This is a genomic window from Ruegeria sp. BG8 (genome assembly GCF_056538325.1).
Genome location: NZ_JBQFSZ010000007.1, coordinates 103,008 through 127,714 on the forward strand (window position 1 = coordinate 103,008; position 24,707 = coordinate 127,714).

The window sequence follows — 24,707 nt, forward strand, 5'->3', positions numbered from 1 at the left end:
GAGTCAGAATGACTGATCTTCTTTTCGCGATTTACCCATGGGTGAAGTCCATTCATATCATGGCCGTGATCTCTTGGATGGCCGGATTGTTCTATTTACCTCGATTGTTCGTCTATCACGTTGAGAAAGCGCAAGCCGTGGAAGGCGCGCAGGACATTTTCTTTGAAATGGAAGAAAAGCTGCTGCGTGTGATCATGCGCCCTGCGATGATCGTAGCGTGGCTCTGCGGGTTGATCATGGTGTTCACGCCGGGGATCGTCGGATGGGACTGGACCTGGCCTTGGCTGAAAGGTGCTGGCGTGATCGGTATGACCTGGTTCCACCACTGGCTGATGGCCCGGCGCAAGGATTTCCTGGCAGGCCAAAACAAGCTGTCAGGACGCCAGTATCGCATGATGAACGAGGTTCCGACCGTTTTGATGGTTATCATCGTTCTGGCAGTCGTTCTGAAGTTCTGAGAGGGTCATTTGACTCGGGCTCTCTGGATGCGTATGTAACGCATAACACGCCCGTCCGGGCGGCGTATCTTCCGTACTGAAATTCAATTCCGTGCCGTGATCCCTACGGCCAAGGTTCGTATCGCTATGTCCAATGAATCCCTGAATCTGGCTGACCTAAAGGCCAAAAGCCCCAAAGACCTTTTGGCGATGGCCGAAGAGCTGGAGATCGAAAACGCCTCGACCATGCGGAAGGGCGAAATGATGTTCCAGATTCTGCGCGAACGCGCGGATGAGGGCTGGACTGTTGGCGGTGATGGCGTGCTTGAGGTCCTGCAGGACGGCTTTGGCTTTCTGCGCTCGCCTGAGGCGAACTATCTGCCGGGTCCTGACGATATCTATGTCTCGCCCGACATGATCCGCCTGCATTCGCTGCGCACCGGGGATACGGTCGAAGGTGAGATCAAAGCGCCCGACGATAATGAGCGGTACTTTGCGCTGACGAAGGTCACCAAGATCAACTTCGAAGATCCCGAAAAGGCCAAGCACAAGATCCTGTTCGACAACCTGACGCCTCTGTACCCGGATGAGCGTTTGAAGATGGAAATCGAAGATCCGACCATCAAGGACAAATCGGCCCGTGTGATCGACCTGGTTGCACCCATCGGTAAAGGCCAGCGGTCGCTGATCGTGGCGCCGCCGCGGACCGGTAAAACGGTGATCCTGCAGAACATCGCCCATTCGATCGAACAGAACCACCCCGAATGCTACCTGATCGTCCTGTTGATCGACGAACGCCCCGAAGAGGTGACGGACATGCAGCGCTCGGTGAAGGGTGAGGTTGTATCTTCAACCTTCGACGAACCGGCGACGCGTCACGTCGCCGTGTCTGAGATGGTGATCGAAAAAGCAAAACGTCTGGTCGAGCATAAACGAGATGTTGTTATCTTGCTTGATTCGATCACAAGACTTGGTAGAGCGTTTAACACTGTGGTCCCATCCTCGGGTAAGGTTCTGACCGGTGGTGTGGACGCGAACGCGTTGCAACGACCCAAGCGCTTCTTTGGTGCGGCGCGGAATATCGAAGAGGGCGGTTCGCTGACCATCATCGCCACTGCGCTGATCGATACCGGCAGCCGGATGGACGAGGTGATCTTTGAAGAATTCAAAGGCACCGGTAACTCGGAAATCGTTCTGGATCGCAAAATTGCAGACAAGCGCGTGTTCCCGGCCATCGACATCCTCAAATCCGGTACTCGGAAAGAGGACCTGTTGGTCGACAAAGGCGATCTGGCCAAGACCTTCGTTCTGCGCCGCATCCTCAATCCGATGGGCACGACCGACGCGATCGAGTTCTTGCTGTCGAAGTTGAAGCAGACGAAGACGAACGGCGAGTTCTTCGATTCGATGAATACCTGACACAGGTCTTAACCGACGCGAGGCCTTCGAATGGATACGATATTCGCCTTGGCCAGCGCGCAAGGCAAAGCCGGGGTGGCGGTTATCCGCATCACTGGCTCGTCAGCGCATGATGCTGCCGCCGAGCTGACCGGCAGCGCATTGCCGCCTCGCGGAATGCGGGTTCGCACGTTTACCGCGCCAGACGGGCAGCGCCTGGACGATGGTTTGGTCTTAACCTTTGCAGCCCCTTCGAGCTTTACAGGTGAAGATGTTGCTGAACTGCAAATACATGGCAGTACGGCAACGGTAAACGCTGTGCTGAAATGCCTGTCCGATACAAAGGGGTTGCGGTTGGCAGAACCGGGTGAGTTCACGCGCCGTGCTCTTGAGAATGGTAAGATGGATCTGACACAAGTCGAGGGGCTTGCGGATCTCATTGATGCGGAAACCGAGGCACAGCGCCGCCAAGCCCAAACCATTCTCGCCGGAGAGTTGGGTGATCTGGCTGAACGGTGGCGCAAAGATCTGATCCGGGCAGCGTCCCTGTTGGAAGCGGTTATTGACTTTGCAGACGAAGAGGTTCCGACCGACGTAACACCAGAGGTTCGGGATCTTATGTCTGGTGTGATGCGAGATTTACAGCATCAGGCAGAGGGTGTGCGGATCGCGGAACGCATTCGAACCGGCTTTGAGGTCGCGATTGTTGGATTACCGAATGCCGGAAAGTCGACCTTGTTGAACGCGTTGGCTGGACGGGACGCGGCCATAACCTCGGAATACGCGGGCACGACGCGCGATGTTATCGAAGTAAGGATGGATCTTGATGGCCTACCGGTCACCTTGTTGGATACAGCAGGGCTTCGCGAGACTGAGGACTATGTCGAGAATCTGGGAATCGAACTTGCTCGCAAACGAGCGGAGTCTGCGGACTTAAGAGTTTTTTTGGCAGAGGATCCTCTGATCCTTGGTATTGAAATGCAGGCTGGGGATATTCAGGTCTTACCAAAATCTGATCTTCGGAAAGATCAGAAAGGTGGAATATCTGGCAAAACGGGTGAAGGTATTGATCGCTTAGTTTCCGATATATCGTGTGAACTTAGTAAGCGATCTACTACATCTGGGATAGCTACCCGGGAACGGCACCGGGTTGCGCTAAACAAGGCGCTTGATGCTTTGCAATCAGCAATGTCTGTTCTGGAATCAGGTCCGGACTTGTATGATATCGCTGCCGAGGAATTGCGCATTGCTATTCGGGCGCTCGAATCGTTGGTTGGCAGAATAGGGGTCGAGGATCTTTTGGATGAGATATTCTCGAGCTTTTGTCTTGGTAAGTAAGGAGTGTTTCACGTGAAACATTCGGAATTCGATGTCATTGTTATTGGCGCTGGTCACGCTGGAACCGAAGCAGCACATGCGTCTGCGCGCATGGGCGCAAAGACTGCGCTGGTTACATTATCTGCGTCAGATATCGGGGTCATGTCATGCAACCCAGCCATTGGTGGGCTGGGTAAGGGGCATCTGGTACGTGAGATCGATGCGCTGGATGGCGTTATGGGTCGTGTCGCTGATGCGGCAGGTATCCAATTTCGACTGCTGAATCGCCGGAAAGGTCCGGCTGTACAAGGCCCAAGAACCCAAGCAGATCGTGCGCTGTACCGTGCTGCGATGCAAAAGGAAACTCAGGCTCAGGCTGGTTTGGAAGTAATCGTCGGAGAAGTTGTAGACTTCCTGATGTCCGGATCCAAAGTGATAGGTATTAAGCTGGCCGATGAATCCGAGCTCCACTGCGGCGCGGTTATTCTGACGTCCGGAACCTTTCTTCGTGGTGTCATCCACATCGGCGATGTTGCGCGTCCAGGCGGCAGAATGGGGGACCGGCCTTCTGTCAAACTTGCTGAGAGGTTGGACAGTTTCCAACTGCCTTTAGGTCGTTTGAAAACAGGAACACCACCCAGGTTGGACGGTCGCACAATAGACTGGTCAGGTCTGGAAAAACAGGACGGAGACGATGTGCCAACACTGTTTTCGTTCATGTCTACATCAGTAGCTGCTCCGCAGATTTCATGCGGGATCACCCATACAAACGCGCGAACACATGAGATTATTGAAAAGAATCTGTCTCGATCAGCTATGTATGGCGGCCATATTGATGGCGTGGGACCAAGATATTGCCCGTCGATCGAAGATAAGGTTGTAAGATTTTCTGATAAGGAGTCCCACCAGATCTTCCTTGAGCCCGAGGGGGTAAACGATAATACGATTTACCCGAATGGTATTTCGACATCTTTACCCCAAGACGTTCAGAAAGAGTATGTCCAGTCCATAAAAGGGCTTGAGAATGCTGAGATAATGCAACCGGGATATGCTATTGAGTACGACTACGTCGATCCGCGAGTTCTGAGTTCATCTTTGGCCTTGCCGGATGTTCCGGGACTTTACCTTGCAGGGCAGATTAACGGGACAACCGGATATGAAGAAGCAGCAGCGCAGGGCCTCGTTGCGGGTTTGAATGCCGCTCTGGCTGTATCGGGTCGAGATCCGATCCATTTTACACGGTCTGACAGCTATATTGGCGTCATGATTGATGATCTGACGACCCGAGGGGTCGCTGAGCCGTACCGGATGTTTACATCCAGGGCAGAGTTCCGTCTTTCATTGCGTGCGGACAACGCTGACCAGCGCCTGACGCCGGCTGGACTGGATATCGGATGTGTCGGTCCCAAGAGAGAATTGGCATTCACAAGAAAGATGGAGAAACTTTCTTCTGCGAAAACCTTGTTAACCGAGAATACCTTTACACCGAAAGAAGTTCGCTCAGCTGGTATAAACGTGAACCAGGACGGAAACAGACGAGACGGAATGGCAGTTCTTGCATTTCCAGACGTGACTTTTGAGGATGTAATTCCATTGGTTCCCGAATTGGAGCAGGTAGATCAGAACATCCGTCAGCAGATCGAACGAGACGCGCTTTATGCCAACTACATCGAAAGACAGAAAAAAGATGTAGAAGCGATGAAGCGGGATGAAGCCTATGAAATACCAAATGACTTCGATTTCTTTGCGTTGGAAGGATTGTCGTCGGAAATGAAGCAAAAGCTGTCAAAAGCTCGGCCTGAAAACATTGCCCAGGCCGGACGCGTAGAGGGTGTTACGCCCGCTGCTTTGACCTTGGTTCTCGCTAAGCTTCGTCGCGATCAACGAGTACGGAAAGCATGAACGAGGGCGTTCTAGCAGAGTTAAATGTTTCACGTGAAACATCTGAGCGGTTGCAGACCTATGTTGAGTTGGTGAATCGCTGGAACCCAAAGATAAATCTTGTTTCCAGAAATAGTTTAAAAGACATCTGGAGCCGGCATATTAATGATTCCGTTCAGGTCTATCGATGCGTAGACCATTTTGAAAACTGGGTGGACTTAGGCAGCGGTGGCGGTTTCCCGGGTATGGTTTGTGCGATAATCGCCGCTATTGAAAACCCAGAGGCAAAGTTTGTTTTTGTGGAAAGCGACCAAAGAAAGGCTGCTTTTCTAAGAAACGTAGCTCGGGAGTGTGGCGCAAACTGCAGCATTCTCGCAAAACGTATCGAAGCCGTTGAACCGTTGAATGCGCAGGTACTGTCGGCGCGTGCTTTGGCGGATTTGAAAACGCTATTTTCGTTTTGTGACAGACATTTAAGCCCAACCGGGGTGGCATTGTTGCCGAAAGGCGCAAACTGGAAAAAAGAAGTTGAAGACGCCCGCCAGGAATGGAAATTCGATGCTGAGGAGATTACAAGTCTAACTGAACCCCAAGCCGTTATCCTTAAGATCAAAGGAGTATCTCGTGGTTGATCTGTCTCGTCCAGCCGGGCCCCGGATTATTGCGGTAGCCAACCAAAAGGGCGGGGTTGGAAAGACGACGACGGCGATCAATCTGGCGGCGGGATTGGCAGAGGCCGGTTGCAATGTGCTGGTGGTTGATCTCGACCCGCAAGGAAACGCTTCGACAGGTCTGGGGGTCGAAGATCGGGATTGGACAACATACGACTTGATCCTGGATGACGCCCCATTGGAAGCCGTGGTTCAGGAAACAGAAATCGGTGGCTTGTTCGTGATCCCGGCGACTGTTGACCTTAGCTCAGCTGACATTGAGCTGATATCCAACGAAAAACGGAGCTATTTGTTGCATGATGCCTTGCGACAAACCGCAATCGACAAGTTCGAGTTGGATTTTGTGCTGATTGATTGCCCTCCATCGCTCAACCTTCTAACGGTAAACGCCATGGTCGCGGCTCATTCTGTTCTGGTCCCGCTTCAGAGTGAGTTTTTCGCGTTGGAGGGCTTGTCCCAGTTGATGTTGACGATCCGAGAGGTTCGTCAGACAGCAAATCCAGACCTGAGAATCGAAGGTGTTGTGTTGACCATGTATGATAACCGCAACAACTTGTCTCGACAGGTCGAAAAAGACGCGCGTGACAATCTGGGTGAGATGGTATTTAAAACCAAGATACCCAGGAATGTGCGGGTAAGCGAAGCTCCGTCTTATGCGTTGCCTGTGCTGCAATATGATTCCGGGTCTCTGGGGGCGATGGCATATCGGCATTTGGCACGAGAAGTCATCCATAAAAACAAAAAAGCCGCCGCCTGAGCGGTACGAGGAGGGCAACTTGGCCGCCAAAAAAGCAAAACCCCGTGGTCTGGGACGTGGTTTGTCTGCCCTGATGGCGGATGTGACTCAGGACACCGAAGTCCGCTCTCCGATTGAACCACGGCGACCCGATATGACGGTGCCGATTGAAAAGCTGCATGCCAACCCCAATCAGCCACGCAGAACGTTTTCACGGGAACAGCTGGATGAACTTGCATCCTCGGTCAAAGAGAAGGGGATTATCCAGCCTCTGATTGTTCGCGAGATTTCGGAAGGCGATTATGAGATCGTTGCAGGGGAACGCCGTTGGCGGGCCGCTCAGATGGCCCAGCTCCACGACATACCGGTTATTGTTCGTGATTTTGACGATACCGAGGTTCTGGAAGTCGCAATCATTGAAAATATCCAACGCGCTGACCTGAATGCGGTAGAAGAGGCGGCGGGTTACAAGCAGCTTATGGATCGCTTTGGACATACCCAGGAAAAGCTGGCCGAGGCACTAGGGAAAAGCCGCAGTCACATCGCCAACCTTTTGCGGTTGTTGTCTTTGCCTTTGGATGTTCAGAAGTTGGTAATCGAAGGGAAGCTTTCGGCGGGTCACGCCCGGGCGCTTATTACCGCCGAAGATCCGTCTGAGCTGGCAAAAATTGTCGTGCGCGACGGGCTTTCTGTGCGTGCCACTGAGGCTTTGGTCAAGAAGCAGAACGAAGATCCTGTAAAATCGGTACCTAAGTCACGAAATCTGGATGCGGGTAAAGATGCAGATACAAGGGCTTTGGAAAAGGACTTGTCCGCCATTTTGGCGATGAAGGTGACGATTAATCATAAGGCTGGGACCGAAACAGGGCAGGTGGTCCTGACCTATGAAAACCTCGATCAGCTGGATGATCTCTGTGCTAAACTCAGCCGTTAGGACGGGACCAGATAAAGATCAGAACGCCGCCCAACACCACGGCCTGAATAAGCAGAACGTAAGTCGGGACGGCAATTAATATAGAAATCCCAAAGACAGCGGCAATCGAAACGGTTGCTGCTTTTTTTGCGGCCGGACGAATTGCACCAGATCTTTGCCAATCCAGTATCATCGGGCCGAACACACGATGTGTCATCAGCCAGTTGTGTAACCGAGAGGATGAACGCGCAAAGAAAAAGGCAGCCAATAAAAGAAATGGAACGGTGGGCAGCAGCGGCAAAACGATTCCGACGAACGCAAGCGCCACACAGATCAATCCCAAAGCGGCCCAAATATACTGCATTCTACACCAACAATTCCCGGATCACGGCGTTTAAAACGGCCCGCCCATCTGTCGTAGCAACTAAACGCCCGTTTCTGTGTTCGATCATTCCAAGCTCTGACAGGTTTTCCAGCTTATCTAACGGTATCGGGTGCAGAGATAATTGGTTAAATCTGTCTATATATAGACCTTCTACTAAACGCAGACACATCATAAGGTATTCATTGGCCTGATCTTGGGATGATAGGAGTGCCCTTTCTTTCTCACCGGATCCATTGGAGGCAGCATTTAGCCATGCGTTCGGCGACAGATAGGTTTCAGTCGCGAATTTCTGCCCCTGAATGGTAATGCGACCATGCGCTCCGGGACCAATTCCAACGTAATCGCCATAGCGCCAATAGATTTGGTTATGCTGCGACTCCGCGCCAGGACGAGCGTGGTTGGATACCTCATACGCCGGCAGGCCATGTGCGTCGCAGATTTCTTGGGTTGCCAAATACATGTCTGCGGCGTGGTCATCCTCGGGTAGTCCGCGCAGTTTACCGACGGCATAGCGGTCGCCAAAGGCGGTGCCTTCTTCGATGGTCAGTTGGTAGAGCGAGAGGTGATCCACCGCCATTGACAGGGCTTCGGTCAGTTCGGCGCGCCATGCATCTAGCGTCTGGTGCTGGCGCGCGTAAATCATGTCGAAACTCACTCGATCAAAACAGGAGCGAGCGATGTCGAACGCGGCGCGTGCTTCCGCGACGGTATGAATGCGACCTAAACGGCGCAGGTCTTCGTCGTTCAGCGCCTGCACGCCCATGGAAATTCGGTTGACCCCTGCATCGCGATAGGCGGCGAAGCGTCCCGCCTCGACCGAGCCGGGATTGGCCTCAAGCGTGATTTCCATGTCATTGGCTGGTCGCCACAGCGCGCGGGCCTCGTCAATCACGGCAAGTACGGTTTCTGGGTCCATCAAGGATGGGGTGCCGCCGCCAAAGAAGATCGTGTTCAACACCCGGTCCGGCGTTTCCGCGGCCGAGCGGCGCAGCTCGCTCAGATAAGCTTTAAGCCATTGTTTTTGATCGATATTACGAGAAACATAGCTGTTGAAGTCGCAATAGGGGCATTTGGCCTCGCAAAAGGGCCAATGCACGTACAGGCCAAAGCCCCCGTTGCGCCAATCATCCGCCAAAGCAGCCTTTCACGAACATCTCCACCGCGCGGCCGCGATGGCTGATCTTGTTCTTTTCCCAGCGATCCATCTCGGCAAAGGTAATGTCATAGCCGTCGGGGACAAACATCGGGTCATAGCCAAACCCGCCTTCGCCGCGAATGGGCCAGACCAGATGGCCGGGGGCGATGCCTTCGAACACCTCGTCATGACCGTCGGGCCAGGCCAGCACCAGCGTGCTGCGGAATTGCGCGGTGCGGGGGTGGGGGGCGTTTTTCGCCTCAAGCTCATCATGGGCGCGGGTCATGGCCATCAGGAAATCGCGGCCATTTCCGGTTTCGGCCCAATCGGCGGTGTAAACGCCGGGCGCGCCGTCCAGCGCATCGATGGTGATCCCGGAATCGTCCGACAGGGCAGGCAGGCCGGTCGCCTTGGCCGCAGCATGCGCCTTGATCCGGGCGTTGGCGACAAAGGTATCCTCGGTCTCTTCCGGTTCGGGCAGGTTCATTTCGCCCGCGCCAATCACGGTCACACCAAAGGGCTCAAGCAGATGCGCCATCTCCTCAAGCTTGCCTTTGTTATGAGTGGCAACCAGCAGCCTGTCGCTATCGAACTTGCGGGTCATGCGGTCGCAGCCTTTTGCGCGGCAGCCAGTTCGCCTACGCCTTTTTCGGCCAGATCCATCAGCTGATCCATCTGCGTGCGGCTAAAGACCGAGCCTTCGGCGCTCATCTGCACTTCGATCAGCTTGCCCGAGCCGGTCATAATGAAGTTGCCGTCCACGCCGGCCTCGCTGTCTTCGGGATAGTCCAGATCCAGCACCGGCTGACCGGCATAGATACCACAAGACACAGCGGCCACCGGATCGACCAGCGGGTCAGAAATCACGTCGCCCGCTTTCATCAGCTTGTTCACCGCCAGACGCAGGGCAACCCAACCGCCGGTGATCGAGGCGCAGCGGGTGCCGCCATCGGCTTGGATCACATCGCAGTCGACGGTGATCTGACGTTCACCCAAAGCAACCCGGTCCACGCCGGCGCGCAGGGCGCGGCCGATCAGGCGCTGGATCTCCACGGTGCGGCCGCCTTGTTTGCCGCTGGCCGCCTCACGCCGCATTCGGGTGTTGGTTGCACGGGGAAGCATGCCGTATTCGGCGGTGACCCAACCCAGGCCCGAGCCCTTGATGAAGGGCGGCACGCGATCCTCGATCGTGGCGGTGCACAGCACATGGGTGTCGCCCATCTTGATCAGGCAGGAACCTTCGGCATGTTTGGTGAAACCTGTCTCGATGGAAACAGCGCGCATTTCGTCTAGATTACGTCCTGAGGGTCGCATGGAATTTCCTTTGTTTGCTGGGTTGGGGATAACGTCCCACGGCGTTACGATGCAACCCCGATTGACCTTTCATTTACCTGCGATTTAATGACGAACCAGCAGGGGACCGCGGATGAGCGAAGCAAGCAAAATTCTGAATGAGATGAACGACCGGTCGCGTGAGGTGTTCCGGCTGATCGTCGAGAGTTACTTGGAAAGCGGTGAGCCGGTTGGAAGCCGTACTCTGACACGGACGTTGTCCGAAAAAGTCAGCGCGGCAACCGTTCGCAACGTGATGCAGGATCTTGAGTTTCTGGGATTGCTCGACAGCCCGCATGTCAGTGCCGGTCGAATTCCGACGCAGCAAGGCTTGCGGATGTTTGTCGACGGATTGCTCGAAGTCGGGGATTTGGGACCGGCCGACAGGCAGAAATTAGATGAGACTTTAGGCTCTAACGCTGGGGATGTTGGCGGAATGCTGGATCGGGTTGGATCCGCTCTGTCACACGTGACACAAGGCGCTTCGCTTGTTTTGACCCCCAAACATGAAGCGGAAATCAAACATATCGAGTTCGTCTCGTTAGGCCATGACCGGGCATTGGTGGTTTTGGTGTTTTCTGACGGCCACGTAGAGAACCGGTTGTTTACGCCACCGCCCGGACAGACGCCCAGTTCGATGCGAGAGGCTGCGAACTTTTTGAATGCGTTGATCGAAGGACGCACGATCAGTGAGGTGCGCCGCCAGATGCTGTCTCAGATCGACGCGCGTAAACAGGAAATTGATACGCTCGCCCGCGCAATGGTGGAAAGCGGGATTGCTGCATGGGACGGGGACGCTGGCGACTCGGCCCGGTTGATTGTGCGCGGGCGGGCGAATCTCTTGGCGGATTCGGGCGAGGCGGAAGAGCTGGATCGTATTCGGGTCCTGTTTGACGATCTCGAGCGCAAGCGTGATATTGCCGAATTTCTGGAATTGACCGAAGAAGGTGAAGGCGTTCGCATTTTTATTGGTTCTGAGAACAAACTTTTCTCACTTTCGGGTTCCTCTTTGGTGGTGTCTCCATATATGAACGCTGATCGAAAGATAATTGGTGCGGTCGGGGTCATTGGACCTACGCGTCTTAACTATGGACGGATCGTGCCTATCGTGGATTATACGGCGCAACTGGTCGGCAAGCTGATATCCGACCGGAGCTAGAGGGTAAAAGATGGCAGAGCCCAAGAACGAAGATTTTCTAGACGATATCGCAACCGCCGAGGCCGAGGAACTGGCCGAGGAATTCGCTGAAATAAGCGAAGAAGCGTTGGAAATTGATGCCTTGCGCGCGGAACGGGACGATTTCAAAGACAAATTCATGCGTGCATTGGCCGACGCCGAAAACGCGCGCAAGCGTGGCGACAAGGCGCGTCGCGATGCGGAACAATACGGTGGGTCGAAACTGGCCCGTGACATGCTGCCGGTTTACGACAACATGAAACGCGCGCTTGAGGCTGCGACCGACGAGCAGAAAGAAGTTGCTGCCGGTTTGCTGGAAGGTGTTGAACTGACCATGCGTGCGCTGAAGGATGTCTTTCAGAAACACGGGATCGAGGTAATCACGCCCGAAGTGGGCGATCGGTTTGATCCCAACATTCACGAAGCGATGTTCGAGGCACCGGTTCCGGGGACCCGTGCAGGCGATATCATTCAGGTTTCAGCCGAAGGATTCATGCTGCACGATCGTCTGCTGCGTCCGGCGCAAGTTGGCGTGTCGTCGACCCCTGCCAGCTAATCGAACCTTTTTGACAATCACGAGGCGGTCAGGATTTGGCCGCCTCTTTTAGTTTGTAAATCAGGTCCAGCGCCGCGCGTGGCGTTAACTCATCTGGTAAAATGTCATCCAGCATATCTGTGACGGGCGAGTTTTTCGGCGCAGGCGGCGGTGGCGGAGGAGCGGCAGAGAATAACGGCAAATCGTCGATCAGGGCCTTTTGCTTGCCGCCTTCGCGCTCGGTCTTTTCCAACTGATCTAGCACGACACGCGCCCGCGCGACAACTGATGCGGGCAAACCAGCAAGTTGAGCGACCTGCACGCCATAGGACCGATCCGCAGCACCTTTGTGGACTTCGTGCAAAAAGATGACTTCGCCTTCCCATTCCTTGACGGCCACCGTGGCGTTGTCCACGTCTTTCAAGTTTCCGGCAAGCGCTGTCAGTTCATGGTAGTGCGTTGCAAACAGGGCCCGGCATTGATTGGCTGCATGCAGGTGTTCCAAAGTGGCCCAGGCGATCGAAAGGCCATCATAGGTGGCAGTTCCGCGCCCAATTTCATCAAGGATGACCAGCGCACGTTCATCTGCCTGATTTAGAATTGCGGCAGTTTCCACCATTTCCACCATAAAGGTCGACCGGCCGCGTGCCAGATCGTCGGATGCGCCGACACGGCTGAACAATTGGCTCACAACGCCGATATGTGCCTTCTCTGCCGGAACGTAGCTACCCATTTGAGCCAATAGTGCGATCAAGGCGTTTTGTCGCAAAAAGGTCGATTTACCGGCCATGTTGGGGCCGGTCAGCAACCAGATGGCGGCCCCGTCCTCTGCGCTGAGGTCACAGTCATTGGCTATAAATGCGTCACCGCCTTGTTGGCGCAGCGCGTGTTCCACGACCGGATGCCGACCGCCCTGCACGTCGAAGGCGCGTGACGTGTCGACCTGTGGGCGGCACCAGTTTTCACCGCGGGCAAGATCGGCCAGCGCAGTCGTCAGGTCAAGCTCGGCTAACCCGCGTGCCGCCTGGTTGAGGCGGGCGGCGAGGGATAGAATTTCGTCAGAAAGCCTTTGATAGAGCCGCTTTTCAATCTCAAGCGCCAGATTACCGGCGTTCAGAATACGTGTCTCGATCTCGGATAGTTCGACTGTTGTGAACCGCACCTGATTGGCGGTGGTCTGACGGTGGATATAGGTTTCGCTGAACGGCGGGTTGAGCATTTTTTCGGCATGGGTGGCCGTGGTTTCGATGAAGTAACCCAGCACGTTGTTGTGCTTGATCTTCAGCGAACTGATACCGGTGTGTTCCGCGTATTTCTGTTGAAATCCCGCGATGACGGATCGGCCTTCGTCACGCAGGGTGCGCGCCTCGTCCAGTTCCGCATCGAATCCCAGTGCGATAAACCCGCCGTCGCGCGCCAGAAGCGGTGGCTCTGCAATCAGTGCTTCGTCCAGCAGATTGAGCAAATCATCAAACCCGACGAGGTTTTGTAGTGCAGTGGCCAACAGAACTGGAAGGTCCTGGCCCTCGCAAAGCTCGGCGATCGCGTTGGCTTGGGTCAAGCCATTGCGGATGGCGGCCAGATCACGGGGACCGCCGCGTTCTAGCGACAGACGGGACAAAGCCCGGTCCAGGTCCGGAGTTTTGCGCAGGGATTCGCGCAGGTCGGACGCGATCAGGCTGTCCTCGGCTGCAAAACTTACTGCATCCAAGCGCGCGTGAATGACATCCAGATTGCGCGACGGGCTAGACAGGCGCTGTTCCAAAAGCCGCGCACCACCCGGTGTCACGGTCCGATCCACCACGGACAAAAGCGATCCGGCACGACCTCCAGAAAGCGAGCGCGTCAGTTCAAGATTGCGTCGCGTGGCGGCATCAATCTGCACGACCCGGTCTTCGGATTCTTTCAATGGTGTTTGCAGAAGGGGCAGTTTCCCCTTCTGTGTGATCTCCAGATAGTCGATCAAAGCACCCATTGCGGACACTTCGGCGCGACCAAAACTGCCAAAAGCATCCAATGCACCCACGTGAAACAGAGCGCAGATGCGTTTTTCGGCGGCCGTGCTGTCAAAACTGGCCCGTCCGATGGGCGTCAGTGAAATGCCAAGATCTCGGACCGGTTCGTTCAGTGTGTCTTGCGCGCCGTCTGCAACGATCAACTCAGATGGTGCCAATCGAGCAAGCTCTGGGCTAAGCCGTACCGATGTCAAAGGCATCACGTGAAACGCGCCGGTTGAAATATCGGCCCAGGCCAAAGCGGCCTCATCCCGGACTTCGGCATAGGCTGCCAGAAAGTTGTGGCGGCGCGCTTCCAGCAGGGCATCTTCGGTCAAGGTACCGGGTGTCACCAATCGCACGACATCCCGCTTTACGACTGATTTAGAGCCTCTTTTTTTGGCTTCAGCCGGGCTTTCCATCTGCTCGCAAACCGCGACACGAAACCCTTTGCGGATGAGGGTCAGCAGGTATCCTTCGGCTGCGTGGACAGGTACGCCACACATGGGGATATCATTCCCGTTGTGTTTACCGCGTTTGGTCAGGGCGATGTCCAGCGCCTCGGCGGCGTTGACGGCGTCTTCGAAAAACATCTCGTAGAAGTCACCCATGCGATAGAACAGCAGGGCGTCGGAATGGGCCTCTTTGATCTCGAGATATTGCGCCATCATTGGCGTGACTGTGGACAAGGCTGACCCCTTCTGGCGTATTCCGGGCGACCTTACAAACCCGGCCCCCGCGACGAAAGGTGAAATCTATTGTCGTTGAGACACAGACGGGCCTAGGCTAAGACGCTAAAGCCCGAAGTTGTAAAGAAACGACATATCCCATGCCCAAAACGAAGATCACCAAAGAAGAGGCACTGGCCTTTCACCTGGACCCCACCCCCGGCAAATGGGAGGTGCAGGCCACCGTTCCCATGACCACACAGCGCGATCTGTCGTTGGCCTACAGCCCCGGTGTGGCCGTTCCGTGTGAGGCCATCGCCGAAGCGCCCGAGACGGCCTATGACTATACCAACAAAGGTAACCTGGTGGCCGTAATCTCGAACGGTACGGCTGTTTTGGGGCTTGGCAATCTAGGTGCGCTTGGCGGTAAGCCGGTGATGGAAGGCAAGGCCGTTCTGTTCAAACGTTTTGCCGATGTGAACTCGATCGATATCGAGTTGGATACCGAAGACCCGGATGAATTCTGCCGTGCCGTTAAATTGATGGGTCCGACCTTTGGCGGCATCAATCTGGAAGACATTAAGGCGCCGGAATGCTTCATCATCGAACAGCGCCTTAAGGAAGAGATGGATATCCCCGTCTTCCACGACGATCAGCATGGGACAGCCGTGATCTGTGCGGCAGGTTTGCTTAACGCTTTGCATATTTCTGGCAAGAAAATCGAAGACGTCAAAATCGTTCTGAACGGTGCCGGGGCCGCGGGTATCGCCTGTATCGAACTGCTGAAATCCATGGGAGCAAAGCACGAGAACTGCATCGTTTGCGACACCAAGGGCGTTATCTATCAGGGCCGGACCGAGGGCATGAACCAGTGGAAGTCGGCCCATGCGATCTCGACTGATCTGCGGACGCTTGAAGACGCCATGAAGGGCGCGGACGTATTTTTGGGCGTGTCGGTCAAAGGGGCCGTGACTCAGGATATGGTCGCCAGCATGGCCGATAACCCTGTGATTTTCGCCATGGCCAACCCCGACCCCGAGATTACCCCGGAAGAGGCGCATGAGGTTCGCGTAGACGCGATCGTGGCCACGGGGCGCAGTGATTATCCAAATCAGGTCAATAACGTTCTGGGCTTTCCCTACCTGTTCCGCGGCGCACTGGATATCCATGCCCGCGCTATCAATGACGAGATGAAGATCGCCTGCGCACATGCACTTGCCCGTTTGGCGCGTGAGGATGTGCCGGATGAGGTCGCAATGGCCTATGGCAAGTCGCTGACTTTCGGGCGGGATTACATTATTCCCACACCCTTTGATCCACGTTTGATTCACCGCATTCCACCTGCCGTGGCCAAGGCAGGGATGGATACAGGCGCAGCACGACGCCCCATTATCGACATGGAGGCTTATGAGCTGAGCCTCAAATCCCGCATGGATCCAACGGCAAGTATTTTGCGGGGGTTGAACGCGCGTGCCCGCGCGGCGCAAAGCCGAATGATCTTTGCCGAAGGTGATGATCCACGTGTGTTGCGTGCCGCTGTAACCTACCAACGCTCAGGCTTCGGCAAGGCATTAGTTGTGGGCCGCGCCGATGATGTGAAGGCCAAACTGGAAGAAGCGGGTCTGGGTGACGCTGTGCGCGAGTTGGAGGTTGTGAATGCCGCCAATACAACGCATCTCGAGACCTATTCGAACTTTTTGTATCAGCGCCTGCAGCGCAAAGGCTTTGACCGCAAGGACATCCATCGTCTGGCGGCGCGGGACCGGCATGTGTTCTCGGCGTTGATGCTGGCGCACGGACATGGTGACGGCCTTGTAACCGGTGCCACGCGAAAATCGGCGCATGTTCTGGACAGGATCAACCATGTCTTTGACGCCGATGCCGCGCACGGTGCAGCAGGTGTGACTGCGTTGCTTCACAAGGGGCGGATCGTACTTATCGGCGACACGCTTGTGCATGAATGGCCGGATGAGAATGATCTGGCCAATATTGCCGAACGTTCGGCCGCCGTTGCGCGTCATATGGGGCTTGAGCCACGCGTGGCGTTTGTCAGCTTTTCGACTTTTGGGTATCCGGTGTCCGAGCGGGCCGAAAAAATGCACCGCGCCCCTGCTGTTTTGGATCAGCGTGGCGTTGATTTCGAATACGAAGGCGAAATGACCGTGGATGTTGCGTTGAACGTGGATCAGCAAGCCACTTACCCGTTCCAGCGCCTGACTGGACCTGCCAACATCCTTATTGTACCTGCGCGCCACTCGGCCTCGATCTCAACCAAATTGATGCAGGAAATGGGTGGCGCGACGGTGATTGGCCCGATCCTGTCTGGGATCGACAAGCCGATTCAGATCTGCTCGACCGTGTCGACAGCGAATGACATCCTGAACATGGCCATTCTGGCCTCGTGCGATATCTCGGGCAAACCATGACAATCTGGAACCTCGGCTCGATCAATGCGGATATGATCTATGACGTTCCGCACCTGCCGGGACCCGGAGAAACCCTTTCGGCCAACCGTCTGGATCGGTTTTTGGGTGGAAAGGGTGCGAATATGTCAGTGGCCGCTGCACGGGCCGGGGGTCAGATTTCGCATATTGGCGCTGTAGGGGCGGATGGACGGTGGGCGCGCGATCGGCTGACCGAATATGGTGTCGATACGCGCTATATCTCAGAGGTCGAAATTCCGACAGGACACGCCATTATCGCGGTGGATGCAGAGGGTGAAAACAATATCATCCTGTTTCCCGGTGCGAACCATGTGATCTCAGCCGCGCAGTTGGGCCAGGCGCTGTCGTCCGCTTCGCGTGGCGATTTGTTGATGATGCAGAACGAAACCAACCTTCAGGTTGAGGCTGCAAAAATGGGAAAGGAACTGGGCCTGACCGTTTGCTATGCCGCGGCCCCGTTTCAGGCCCAGGCCGTTCAAGCGGTCTTGCCTTACCTCGATTTCCTGATCCTGAACGAGGTTGAAGCGGAACAGTTGTTCGAGGCGACCGGACAGAAGGTGGCCGACCTGAATGTCGAGCATATCATTGTCACCAAGGGATCGGATGGCGCGCGGTACTTCCACAAAGGTCAAGCAGCGGATTTCGCGGCCCATAAGGTGCAGGTTGTCGACACAACCGGCGCAGGAGATACTTTCACCGGCTACGTTCTTGCGGGAATGGATCGTGGGATGCCGATGCCGCAAGCGATTTCACAAGCAAACCGTGCCGCGGCTCTGATGGTCACGCGGCACGGTACAGCTGATGTCATCCCCGATTTGAAAGAGGTGAGCGAAGCGCAGTTCGATTAAGATCCGACGAACGGCGCGTCGCTGCCCCACAGCTGTTTTACACGGTCGTCACGGCCACAGGCTTTACGGTAAGCCTTGTAGGCGCTGTGCTGACGTTTGGGACCAAAGCGGGTAAACACCAGCTTGTTCCCTTTGTAATAATCCTGATGGTATTCGTCCGCAGGATAGAATGCGCCCTGCTGAAGGATCGGGGTTACTACGGTTTGACCCAAGGCGCGCTGGGCGTTTGCCTTGGCAGCTTCGGCCAGTGCTTTTTCCCCTGCACCAGAGACGAAAATGGCCGTGCGATAGCTGTCACCCCGGTCGCAGAACTGTCCGCCGGCGTCGGTCGGATCGACGGAGCGGAAGAACATGTTCAGCAGGGTTTCACGGGAAACGCGCGCGGGATCAAACGTGATCTGAACCGCCTCATAGTGTCCAGAGCCACCTTTGGAGACCTGATCGTAGGTCGGGTTTGCGACACTGCCTCCGGTAAAGCCCGAAACGGCTCCGATAACGCCGGGAACGGATTCGAAATCGGATTCAACGCACCAGAAACACCCGCCTGCTACGGTCAGGGTTTCGGTTTCGGCTGCCGGAGCTGGTGCGGCACGCAGCAAAGCAGCGATGGTGATCAAAGCAAAAAGAAGCGTCGGTTTGACGTAGTCGAGATAAGCGATGCGGGTCATGGCAGGTCTCCTTCTGAGATTAAGCTGCCCTCTCTTTTCGTCCGGTGCAATCGTCTGACATCGTTTGTAACGCGCTGGTGAGACGAGTTTATCCCAGCAGCTGCCCCAGCTTCATCGCCACCCCCATATTTCCCGAAATCTTGAGCTTACCCAACGCAACCCCGGTCATGGGGTTCAGCTTGCCGGTCAGCAGTTTGGTCAGATTGTCTTTTGAAATTCGGATCGTACAGTCGGTGTCCTGATCCTGTGTCGTGGCCTGATTGTCGGCCAGAACAATGACTCCATCTTCGCCGCAATCGAATTTCAGCGACCCGTCAAAGCTTTTGCCAGTCAGGCCTTTTTGAATTCCGTCAGCGATCTCTTGCAACATGATGTCCTCAGTCTTTGGTTTGACATGACGTAAAGGTAAACCGATCAGGCGGGCAAGGATGACCCAACTGGAACTGACGTGACAGTGAATGAAAAAACCCCGGCGCAGATGGCCGGGGTTGTATGTCTTGCAAAAGGCTGGGTTATTTTGAAACGCGCTTGTCGCGGGCCGCCAACAGCTTAAGCCGCAGCGCGTTCAATTGGATGAAACCTGCCGCGTCGGTCTGATCATAGGCACCGGCGTCTTCCTCAAAGGTCACGTGTGCCTCGGAATACAGCGAATGTTCTGACCAGCGCCCGACGGTCGAGGCCAGACCTTTATACAGTTTCACACGCACGGTGCCTGTGACGTGTTCCTGCGATTTGTCGATTGCGGCCTGCAGCATCTCACGCTCGGGCGAGTACCAGAAGCCGTTATAGATCAGCTCGGCATATTGCGGCATCAGCTGGTCTTTCAGGTGCATCGCGCCACGGTCCATGGTGATCGACTCGATACCACGGTGCGCCTCCAGCAGGATGGTGCCGCCGGGCGTCTCATAGATGCCGCGCGATTTCATACCGACAAAGCGGCCTTCGACCAGATCGAGACGACCAATGCCGTGCTTGCCGCCATATTCGTTCAGCTTGGTCAGGATGGTTGCGGGGCTCATTGCCTCGCCATTGATGCTGACCGCGTCGCCTTTTTCGAAACCGATTTCGATGAATTCGGGCTGGTTCGGCGCATCCTCGGGGTGGACAGTGCGCTGGTACACATAGTCCGGCGCCATATCGGCGGGGTCTTCCAGAACCTTACCCTCGGACGAGGTGTGCAGCAGGTTAGCATCGACTGAGAACGGAGCCTCACCGCGTTTGTCCTTGGCAATCGGGATCTGGTTCTGTTCGGCAAATTCCAGCAGCTTGGTACGGCTGGTCAGGTCCCATTCACGCCAGGGCGCGATGACCTTGATGTCGGGGTTCAGCGCGTAGGCCGCCAGTTCGAACCGCACCTGATCGTTGCCCTTACCAGTTGCGCCATGGGCCACAGCATCGGCACCGGTGGCTTCGGCAATCTCAACCAGACGTTTTGAGATCAACGGGCGCGCGATGGAGGTGCCCAGCAGGTACAGCCCCTCATACTGCGCATTGGCGCGGAACATCGGGAAGACGAAATCGCGGACAAATTCCTCACGGATATCCTCGATATAAATGTTCTCGGGTTTGATCCCCAGCAACTCGGCCTTTTGACGCGCGGGCTCAAGCTCTTCACCCTGTCCCAGATCGGCGGTGAAGGTGACGACCTCACAGCCATACTCGGTCTGCAGCCATTTCAGGATGATCGAGGTATCAAGGCCACCGGAATAGGCCAGAACAACTTTCTTGGGCGCGGACATCTGACTTCCCCTTATTCGTAAGACGCTTGGCCCCTAGCGGGTTTTGAACGTGGGGGCAAGTTATCTGCGTTGACCTGAACGCCGAATTAGGATGAAACATTCACATATAAAACAAGGATTGGTTGAAGGGACAGTTTCAAGATGTTGGGTTTGCAGATTTTCACGCATTCCGTGCGAATGGTTTTTGGAAACCTCAAGCAGGTTCTTCAGATTACCTTCGGACCTGCGATGGTTGCGACGGCTGCAATCGTTGCTTTGTTTCTGCTGTTGGACGTACCACTGGACCAGCTGGATGCGGAAACGGGTGAATTACCGCCCGGCACATCTTATGCGTCGGTGGTTCTTTTTGTCGCCGGTGTGGTCTTTGTCGCGGTGACAACAATGTTCTGGATCGCTGTTTCATGGCACCGCTTCATTCTGATGGAGGAATATCCCAGCGGTATATTCCCAACGTTCCGATTCGACAGAATTCTGGCCTATCTGGGACGCGTTTTGATGCTGGGTATCCTTATGGCGATTGCCTTTCTTCCCATGGGGTTTGTTGCGGCCGCTCTTGGTGGCGGGGTGCTGGCACTGGCGGTTATGGCGGTGTACGCCATCTTTTTGTTTGTCAGCTTTTACCGCTTGTCCATAATTCTGCCCGCCGCAGCAATTGGCCATCCGTTGACTCTGGGGGATGCCTGGAACAGCACTCACGGAACCGCAGGAGCAATCTTCGGACTTCTGGTCGTGAACTTCGTGTTCCAGCTTTTGGTGCAACTGGTTTTCACGACACTGGCGTTAATTCCTGTCCTGGGAATTCTGGCAAGCGTGTTCTTTGGAACCTTGGTGCTGCCACTGATCAATGTCAGCATCCTGACCACCATGTACGGCGTGTTCATAGAAAAACGTGAACTGACCTGAGCGCCCGTACACATATGTATTCCTTGCCCTTTCAGCAGTGATGGGGCAGGGACTGCGGCATGACCGATTTCATGACCCGTGCCCGCGCCGCCGAACAGGCGATGCGCTCTGTATTCCCGGCAACGCCGCTACAGCGGAATGCCCATCTGTCTGACCGATATGGCGCTGATATCTGGCTCAAGCGCGAGGATCTCAGCCCGGTGCGGTCGTACAAGATACGCGGTGCGTTCAACGCGATGCGTAAGCAGCAGGGTCAGGACCTGTTTGTCTGCGCCAGCGCGGGAAATCACGCGCAGGGCGTGGCCTATATGTGCAAGCACCTCAATGTGCGCGGTGTGATTTTCATGCCGGTCACCACGCCGCAGCAGAAAATCCAGAAAACCCGCATCTTCGGTGGCGACAATATCGAGATCCACCTGATCGGCGACTATTTCGACGACACTCTGGCCGCAGCGCAGGATTGGTGCGCCCAACAGGGCGGTTACTTTTTGTCCCCGTTTGACGATGAAGACGTGATTGAGGGGCAGGCATCCTTAGCCGTAGAAATCGAAGAGCAATTGGGCGGGTTGCCCGATCACGTCATACTTCCGGTAGGTGGAGGCGGCATGTCGTCAGGTGTGGCGACATGGTTCGGGGATCGAACCCATTGTCTGTTTGTCGAACCCAAGGGTGGCGCGTGTTTGCATGCGGCTATGGCGGCGGGTCACCCGGTCTCGCTAGATCACGTGGACAACTTTGTCGACGGGGCAGCTGTTGGTCGGATTGGTGCCAAGCCGTTCGAGTTATTGAAAGGGCGGCACTTATCCGATGTGCATGTTCTGTCCGAGGATCGCATCTGCACAACGATGATCGAGATGTTGAACGTTGAAGGCATCGTGTTAGAGCCTGCTGGCGCGCTGGCTATTGAGGCGCTGGGCGATATTCAAAGCTTTATTCGTGGTAAGACCGTCGTCTGCGTCACGTCAGGCGGCAACTTTGATTTCGAGCGTTTGCCCGAGGTCAAAGAACGCGCCCAGCGTTATTCCGGGGTCAAGAAGTACTTCATTCTGCGCTTGCCGCAGCGACCCGGCGCACTGAAGGAATTTCTGGGTATTCTCGGCCCCGAGGATGACATCGCGCGGTTTGAGTATATGAAAAAGTCAGCCCGGAATTTCGGCTCGGTCCTGATCGGGATTGAAACCCGCAAGCCCGAGAATTTTGCAAGATTGTTCGCGCATCTGGACGAAGCCGGGTTCACCTATACCGACATCACCGAAGACGAAACGCTGGCGCAGTTTGTGATCTAGACCAGATTCTTTTCAGCCTCGGCGTGAAATTCTGCGCGCGAGGCGTCGTAAGTGGTGAGAATTGCGGCCAGATCAACATCCATTGCACAACCGGCAGCGGCGGCACGCTCTCCGTCTTGGCAGAGTTTGGAAAATTGCTGAAACCCAAGGCTTAGGGCGCTGCCTTTCAGAAAGTGCAGATTCTGTTCCAAATCGATGCGGCCCTTGTCCCTGTTCATGCGCTCAATCACCTCCTGAACTTCTTCCAGAAAGATTTGCACCACCTCGTCAAACTCGCTGGCACCGACTTCGTTCCGCAGCTGTTTGACCCTGCCCCAGTCGATCATGGCGCCCTCTCTTTGGGTATAGCGATAGGTGTTTGATAGCCTTCGACAGGTAAAGGCCCAGTTAAGCTAACCTTTCACCGGTTGTTAAACCGCAGCGCGGTAGGGTCGCCTCAGGTCGGAAAACGCTGCATCGCAGAGGAAACAGGTGGCACAGGTCAATCAGGCAGACGCCAGAGCAGAGCTGGACTTCGGCGTGATCCGAAAGGTGCTGGTCGTGGATGACAGCCGCCTGCAACGCCGCATATTGGTCGCGTCGCTCAAGAAATGGGGTTTCGACGTTCTTGAGGCTGACACCGGAGAAGCCGCGCTGAGTATCTGCGCGGATGATCCACCGGATCTTGTGCTTAGCGATTGGGTCATGCCCGGGATGAGCGGTCTGGAGTTCTGTCGATCTTTTCGGGCCTTGGATTGCAGGCATTACAGCTATTTCATCCTTCTGACATCCAAGAGTGAAAAGCAGGAGGTTGCGCGCGGATTGGATGCGGGTGCCGATGACTTTCTGATCAAACCGCTAGAGGCGGATGAGCTGCGCGCGCGTATTTCGGCCGGCGCGCGCATTCTGGGAATGCAACGCGAGCTGTCCGAGAAAAACCGCATGATCGAAACCGCTTTGGAAGAATTACGCGTGGCCCATGATGCCATCGACAAGGACTTGATTCAGGCAAGGAAAATTCAGGAATCCCTTGTACCCGAATTGACCAGAGATTTCGGGAAGTCCCGGGTCAGCATGCTGCTTAAACCGTGTGGGCATATCGGTGGCGACCTGGTCGGTATGTTTTCACCCGGCGTGAACAGGTTGGGGTTTTACAGCATAGATGTGTCAGGTCACGGGATCACCTCGGCCATGATGACCGCACGATTGGGTGGCTATCTTTCCAGTAAGCACTTCGATCAGAACGTCGCGATGGAAAAGCGTTTTGACAAGTTCTACGCGTTGTTGCCGCCTGAACAGGTGGCAGAGATGCTCAATTGCCGTTTGATGGCCGATGCAGGTGTCGAAGAATATTTCACCATGGTCTATGCCATTGTGGACCTGCGCAACGGACATCTGAAAATGGTGCAGGCCGGGCATCCTCATCCGCTGATGTTGCGCCAGGACGGAACGACTGAGTTTTTGGGCGAGGGGGGCCTTCCCATTGGACTTTTGCCCAACGTCACATTTCAACGGACCGAGACCTACATGCAACCCGGTGACAGGCTGCTGCTGTATTCCGACGGCTTTACCGAGTGCCGTATGGCCGAAGGCGGGTTGTTAGAAGAAGAAGGGTTGCACAAACTGGCAGAGGATTGCGCGCAAGGTCGTGGCGGGACGGAATTTCTGGATGACATGTTCTGGAGGTTGACGCAGGCGATGGTCCCGGACACAGGCATGGATGACGATGTGTCAGCCGTGTTTTTTGAGTTCAACGGAGCTTAGAGCCTCAGCAGGTGGCGCGTCGCGAAATACCGGTCTCCGCCATTGCCCAGCATTTGTGCGGCTTCTGCGCTGTCCATCCAAAGGGCTTCGTGAAAGGGTTCGGTCGGGGGTCCGACGCGACGGACAGGGCGGGCCTTATAGATCAGGCAAACCTTTTCGGCCCAAAGGTCATATTCTGGCATGTAGGTGAATCGGCGAAATGCTCCGATCCGGCGCGGGTCGGCTACGCGCCAACCGGTTTCTTCAAACACTTCACGATGCAGCGCAGTAATGGGTGATTCGCCGGGATCTATGCCACCTCCGGGCAATTGCAGATCAGGACCGGGCTCCATCTGGCAGGTCAGCAAAAGGCTTCGACCCTTGGGCAACAACGCGTATACGCCCACACGCCGTGTGTATTTGCGCCCCGCTTGTGGGGTTTCACCGAACCGTCTGATCATGTATGGCCCCTTACAACCCGAATTGTTCGACCTATATGCTGGCGGTATGCCAATCTG

24 protein-coding genes are annotated in these 24,707 nt (G+C 55.4%); 14 read left to right on the plus strand and 10 right to left on the minus strand.

The features are described 5' to 3' along the window. The first annotated feature begins 8 nt into the window (after positions 1–8). The 7 genes from ACR0DG_RS14670 to ACR0DG_RS14700 all read left to right on the plus strand — a co-directional run bounded on the left by ACR0DG_RS14670 (position 9) and on the right by ACR0DG_RS14700 (position 7,374). Entirely contained in the window at positions 9–458 is a 450-nt protein-coding gene (locus ACR0DG_RS14670) for a CopD family protein (protein WP_480699391.1), read from the plus strand. A gap of 126 nt (positions 459–584) precedes the next feature. Next, on the plus strand, positions 585–1,856 hold the full coding sequence (gene rho / locus ACR0DG_RS14675) for a transcription termination factor Rho (protein WP_170771337.1): 1,272 nt from the start codon (positions 585–587) through the stop codon (positions 1,854–1,856). A gap of 30 nt (positions 1,857–1,886) precedes the next feature. Beyond that, positions 1,887–3,173: a tRNA uridine-5-carboxymethylaminomethyl(34) synthesis GTPase MnmE gene (mnmE, locus tag ACR0DG_RS14680; RefSeq protein ID WP_480699388.1), complete on the plus strand. Its 1,287-nt coding sequence runs from the start codon at positions 1,887–1,889 to the stop codon at positions 3,171–3,173. Between the two features lie 12 nt (positions 3,174–3,185). Then, positions 3,186–5,054: a tRNA uridine-5-carboxymethylaminomethyl(34) synthesis enzyme MnmG gene (mnmG, locus tag ACR0DG_RS14685; protein ID WP_480699386.1), complete on the plus strand. Its 1,869-nt coding sequence runs from the start codon at positions 3,186–3,188 to the stop codon at positions 5,052–5,054. After that, positions 5,051–5,665: a 16S rRNA (guanine(527)-N(7))-methyltransferase RsmG gene (rsmG, locus tag ACR0DG_RS14690; protein ID WP_480699384.1), complete on the plus strand. Its 615-nt coding sequence runs from the start codon at positions 5,051–5,053 to the stop codon at positions 5,663–5,665. Before mnmG ends, rsmG begins: the two co-directional genes overlap by 4 nt. Further along, positions 5,658–6,461, plus strand: a complete 804-nt coding sequence (locus tag ACR0DG_RS14695; RefSeq protein WP_480699382.1) for a ParA family protein — start codon at positions 5,658–5,660, stop codon at positions 6,459–6,461. Before rsmG ends, ACR0DG_RS14695 begins: the two co-directional genes overlap by 8 nt. A gap of 19 nt (positions 6,462–6,480) precedes the next feature. After that, positions 6,481–7,374, plus strand: a complete 894-nt coding sequence (locus tag ACR0DG_RS14700; RefSeq protein ID WP_480699380.1) for a ParB/RepB/Spo0J family partition protein — start codon at positions 6,481–6,483, stop codon at positions 7,372–7,374. Here the strand turns inward: ACR0DG_RS14700 and ACR0DG_RS14705 are convergent. The 4 genes from ACR0DG_RS14705 to rph are packed head-to-tail and all read right to left on the minus strand — an operon-like array spanning position 7,364 to position 10,187. Continuing rightward, a complete protein-coding gene (locus tag ACR0DG_RS14705; RefSeq protein ID WP_480699378.1) occupies positions 7,364–7,717 on the minus strand; it encodes a YbaN family protein in 354 nt (117 codons plus the stop codon). The two genes, ACR0DG_RS14700 and ACR0DG_RS14705, sit on opposite strands and share 11 nt — an antisense overlap. A 1-nt stretch (position 7,718) precedes the next feature. Beyond that, positions 7,719–8,873, minus strand: coding sequence for a radical SAM family heme chaperone HemW (gene hemW, locus ACR0DG_RS14710; protein ID WP_480699376.1), 1,155 nt, complete (start codon positions 8,871–8,873; stop codon positions 7,719–7,721). After that, positions 8,863–9,477, minus strand: a complete 615-nt coding sequence (rdgB, locus tag ACR0DG_RS14715) for an RdgB/HAM1 family non-canonical purine NTP pyrophosphatase (protein WP_480699374.1) — start codon at positions 9,475–9,477, stop codon at positions 8,863–8,865. The genes hemW and rdgB overlap by 11 nt, the downstream gene beginning before the upstream one ends. Continuing rightward, positions 9,474–10,187 (minus strand): ribonuclease PH, encoded by a 714-nt coding sequence (rph, locus tag ACR0DG_RS14720; protein WP_480699372.1) that lies wholly within the window; start codon positions 10,185–10,187, stop codon positions 9,474–9,476. Before rph ends, rdgB begins: the two co-directional genes overlap by 4 nt. A 112-nt stretch (positions 10,188–10,299) precedes the next feature. On the opposite strand from rph, the gene hrcA reads away from it, so the two are divergent. Both hrcA and ACR0DG_RS14730 read left to right on the plus strand, forming a co-directional pair. Then, positions 10,300–11,364: a heat-inducible transcriptional repressor HrcA gene (hrcA, locus tag ACR0DG_RS14725; RefSeq protein ID WP_480699370.1), complete on the plus strand. Its 1,065-nt coding sequence runs from the start codon at positions 10,300–10,302 to the stop codon at positions 11,362–11,364. 10 nt (positions 11,365–11,374) lie between these two features. Beyond that, positions 11,375–11,938, plus strand: a complete 564-nt coding sequence (locus tag ACR0DG_RS14730; RefSeq protein ID WP_480699368.1) for a nucleotide exchange factor GrpE — start codon at positions 11,375–11,377, stop codon at positions 11,936–11,938. 28 nt (positions 11,939–11,966) lie between these two features. Here ACR0DG_RS14730 and mutS read toward each other — a convergent pair whose 3' ends face one another. Then, on the minus strand, positions 11,967–14,582 hold the full coding sequence (mutS, locus tag ACR0DG_RS14735; RefSeq protein WP_480699517.1) for a DNA mismatch repair protein MutS: 2,616 nt from the start codon (positions 14,580–14,582) through the stop codon (positions 11,967–11,969). Positions 14,583–14,740: 158 nt separating this feature from the next. On the opposite strand from mutS, the gene ACR0DG_RS14740 reads away from it, so the two are divergent. Further along, complete coding sequence (locus ACR0DG_RS14740) at positions 14,741–17,005, plus strand: NADP-dependent malic enzyme (RefSeq protein WP_480699366.1); 2,265 nt, start codon at positions 14,741–14,743, stop codon at positions 17,003–17,005. Then, entirely contained in the window at positions 17,002–17,871 is an 870-nt protein-coding gene (locus ACR0DG_RS14745; protein ID WP_480699364.1) for a ribokinase, read from the plus strand. Before ACR0DG_RS14740 ends, ACR0DG_RS14745 begins: the two co-directional genes overlap by 4 nt. On the opposite strand, the gene msrA is transcribed toward ACR0DG_RS14745, so the two are convergent. From msrA to ACR0DG_RS14760, 3 genes are all read right to left on the minus strand, one after another. After that, positions 17,868–18,539, minus strand: a complete 672-nt coding sequence (gene msrA / locus ACR0DG_RS14750) for a peptide-methionine (S)-S-oxide reductase MsrA (RefSeq protein ID WP_480699362.1) — start codon at positions 18,537–18,539, stop codon at positions 17,868–17,870. The two genes, ACR0DG_RS14745 and msrA, sit on opposite strands and share 4 nt — an antisense overlap. An 88-nt stretch (positions 18,540–18,627) precedes the next feature. Beyond that, on the minus strand, positions 18,628–18,909 hold the full coding sequence (locus tag ACR0DG_RS14755) for an SCP2 sterol-binding domain-containing protein (RefSeq protein ID WP_480699360.1): 282 nt from the start codon (positions 18,907–18,909) through the stop codon (positions 18,628–18,630). A gap of 142 nt (positions 18,910–19,051) precedes the next feature. Beyond that, positions 19,052–20,278 (minus strand): argininosuccinate synthase, encoded by a 1,227-nt coding sequence (locus ACR0DG_RS14760; RefSeq protein WP_480699358.1) that lies wholly within the window; start codon positions 20,276–20,278, stop codon positions 19,052–19,054. A gap of 177 nt (positions 20,279–20,455) precedes the next feature. Between ACR0DG_RS14760 and ACR0DG_RS14765 the strand changes: the two genes are divergently transcribed. Both ACR0DG_RS14765 and ilvA read left to right on the plus strand, forming a co-directional pair. After that, on the plus strand, positions 20,456–21,181 hold the full coding sequence (locus ACR0DG_RS14765; RefSeq protein WP_480707203.1) for a hypothetical protein: 726 nt from the start codon (positions 20,456–20,458) through the stop codon (positions 21,179–21,181). Positions 21,182–21,240: 59 nt separating this feature from the next. Further along, positions 21,241–22,467 (plus strand): threonine ammonia-lyase IlvA, encoded by a 1,227-nt coding sequence (ilvA, locus tag ACR0DG_RS14770; RefSeq protein ID WP_480699354.1) that lies wholly within the window; start codon positions 21,241–21,243, stop codon positions 22,465–22,467. On the opposite strand, the gene ACR0DG_RS14775 is transcribed toward ilvA, so the two are convergent. Next, complete coding sequence (locus tag ACR0DG_RS14775) at positions 22,464–22,793, minus strand: Hpt domain-containing protein (RefSeq protein ID WP_480699352.1); 330 nt, start codon at positions 22,791–22,793, stop codon at positions 22,464–22,466. The two genes, ilvA and ACR0DG_RS14775, sit on opposite strands and share 4 nt — an antisense overlap. Positions 22,794–22,938: 145 nt before the next feature. On the opposite strand from ACR0DG_RS14775, the gene ACR0DG_RS14780 reads away from it, so the two are divergent. Further along, positions 22,939–24,210, plus strand: coding sequence for a PP2C family protein-serine/threonine phosphatase (locus ACR0DG_RS14780; RefSeq protein ID WP_480699350.1), 1,272 nt, complete (start codon positions 22,939–22,941; stop codon positions 24,208–24,210). Here ACR0DG_RS14780 and ACR0DG_RS14785 read toward each other — a convergent pair. Beyond that, positions 24,207–24,650 carry an NUDIX hydrolase gene (locus ACR0DG_RS14785; RefSeq protein ID WP_480699348.1) on the minus strand — a complete coding sequence of 148 codons (444 nt, stop codon included), beginning with the start codon at positions 24,648–24,650 and terminating at the stop codon, positions 24,207–24,209. The genes ACR0DG_RS14780 and ACR0DG_RS14785 overlap by 4 nt on opposite strands. Positions 24,651–24,707 lie beyond the last annotated feature (57 nt).

Excerpts from the sequence above, each read along its gene's own strand:
- ACR0DG_RS14670 (WP_480699391.1), top strand. The coding sequence starts at position 9 with ATGACTGATCTTCTTTTCGCGATTTACCCATGGGTGAAGTCCATTCAT.
- rho (WP_170771337.1), top strand. The coding sequence starts at position 585 with ATGTCCAATGAATCCCTGAATCTGGCTGACCTAAAGGCCAAAAGCCCC.
- mnmE (WP_480699388.1), top strand. The coding sequence starts at position 1,887 with ATGGATACGATATTCGCCTTGGCCAGCGCGCAAGGCAAAGCCGGGGTG.
- rsmG (WP_480699384.1), top strand. The coding sequence starts at position 5,051 with ATGAACGAGGGCGTTCTAGCAGAGTTAAATGTTTCACGTGAAACATCT.
- ACR0DG_RS14705 (WP_480699378.1), bottom strand. The coding sequence starts at position 7,717 with ATGCAGTATATTTGGGCCGCTTTGGGATTGATCTGTGTGGCGCTTGCG.
- rdgB (WP_480699374.1), bottom strand. The coding sequence starts at position 9,477 with ATGACCCGCAAGTTCGATAGCGACAGGCTGCTGGTTGCCACTCATAAC.
- rph (WP_480699372.1), bottom strand. The coding sequence starts at position 10,187 with ATGCGACCCTCAGGACGTAATCTAGACGAAATGCGCGCTGTTTCCATC.
- hrcA (WP_480699370.1), top strand. The coding sequence starts at position 10,300 with ATGAGCGAAGCAAGCAAAATTCTGAATGAGATGAACGACCGGTCGCGT.
- ACR0DG_RS14730 (WP_480699368.1), top strand. The coding sequence starts at position 11,375 with ATGGCAGAGCCCAAGAACGAAGATTTTCTAGACGATATCGCAACCGCC.
- mutS (WP_480699517.1), bottom strand. The coding sequence starts at position 14,582 with ATGATGGCGCAATATCTCGAGATCAAAGAGGCCCATTCCGACGCCCTG.
- ACR0DG_RS14740 (WP_480699366.1), top strand. The coding sequence starts at position 14,741 with ATGCCCAAAACGAAGATCACCAAAGAAGAGGCACTGGCCTTTCACCTG.
- ACR0DG_RS14745 (WP_480699364.1), top strand. The coding sequence starts at position 17,002 with ATGACAATCTGGAACCTCGGCTCGATCAATGCGGATATGATCTATGAC.
- msrA (WP_480699362.1), bottom strand. The coding sequence starts at position 18,539 with ATGACCCGCATCGCTTATCTCGACTACGTCAAACCGACGCTTCTTTTT.
- ACR0DG_RS14755 (WP_480699360.1), bottom strand. The coding sequence starts at position 18,909 with ATGTTGCAAGAGATCGCTGACGGAATTCAAAAAGGCCTGACTGGCAAA.
- ACR0DG_RS14760 (WP_480699358.1), bottom strand. The coding sequence starts at position 20,278 with ATGTCCGCGCCCAAGAAAGTTGTTCTGGCCTATTCCGGTGGCCTTGAT.
- ACR0DG_RS14765 (WP_480707203.1), top strand. The coding sequence starts at position 20,456 with ATGGTTTTTGGAAACCTCAAGCAGGTTCTTCAGATTACCTTCGGACCT.
- ilvA (WP_480699354.1), top strand. The coding sequence starts at position 21,241 with ATGACCGATTTCATGACCCGTGCCCGCGCCGCCGAACAGGCGATGCGC.
- ACR0DG_RS14775 (WP_480699352.1), bottom strand. The coding sequence starts at position 22,793 with ATGATCGACTGGGGCAGGGTCAAACAGCTGCGGAACGAAGTCGGTGCC.
- ACR0DG_RS14785 (WP_480699348.1), bottom strand. The coding sequence starts at position 24,650 with ATGATCAGACGGTTCGGTGAAACCCCACAAGCGGGGCGCAAATACACA.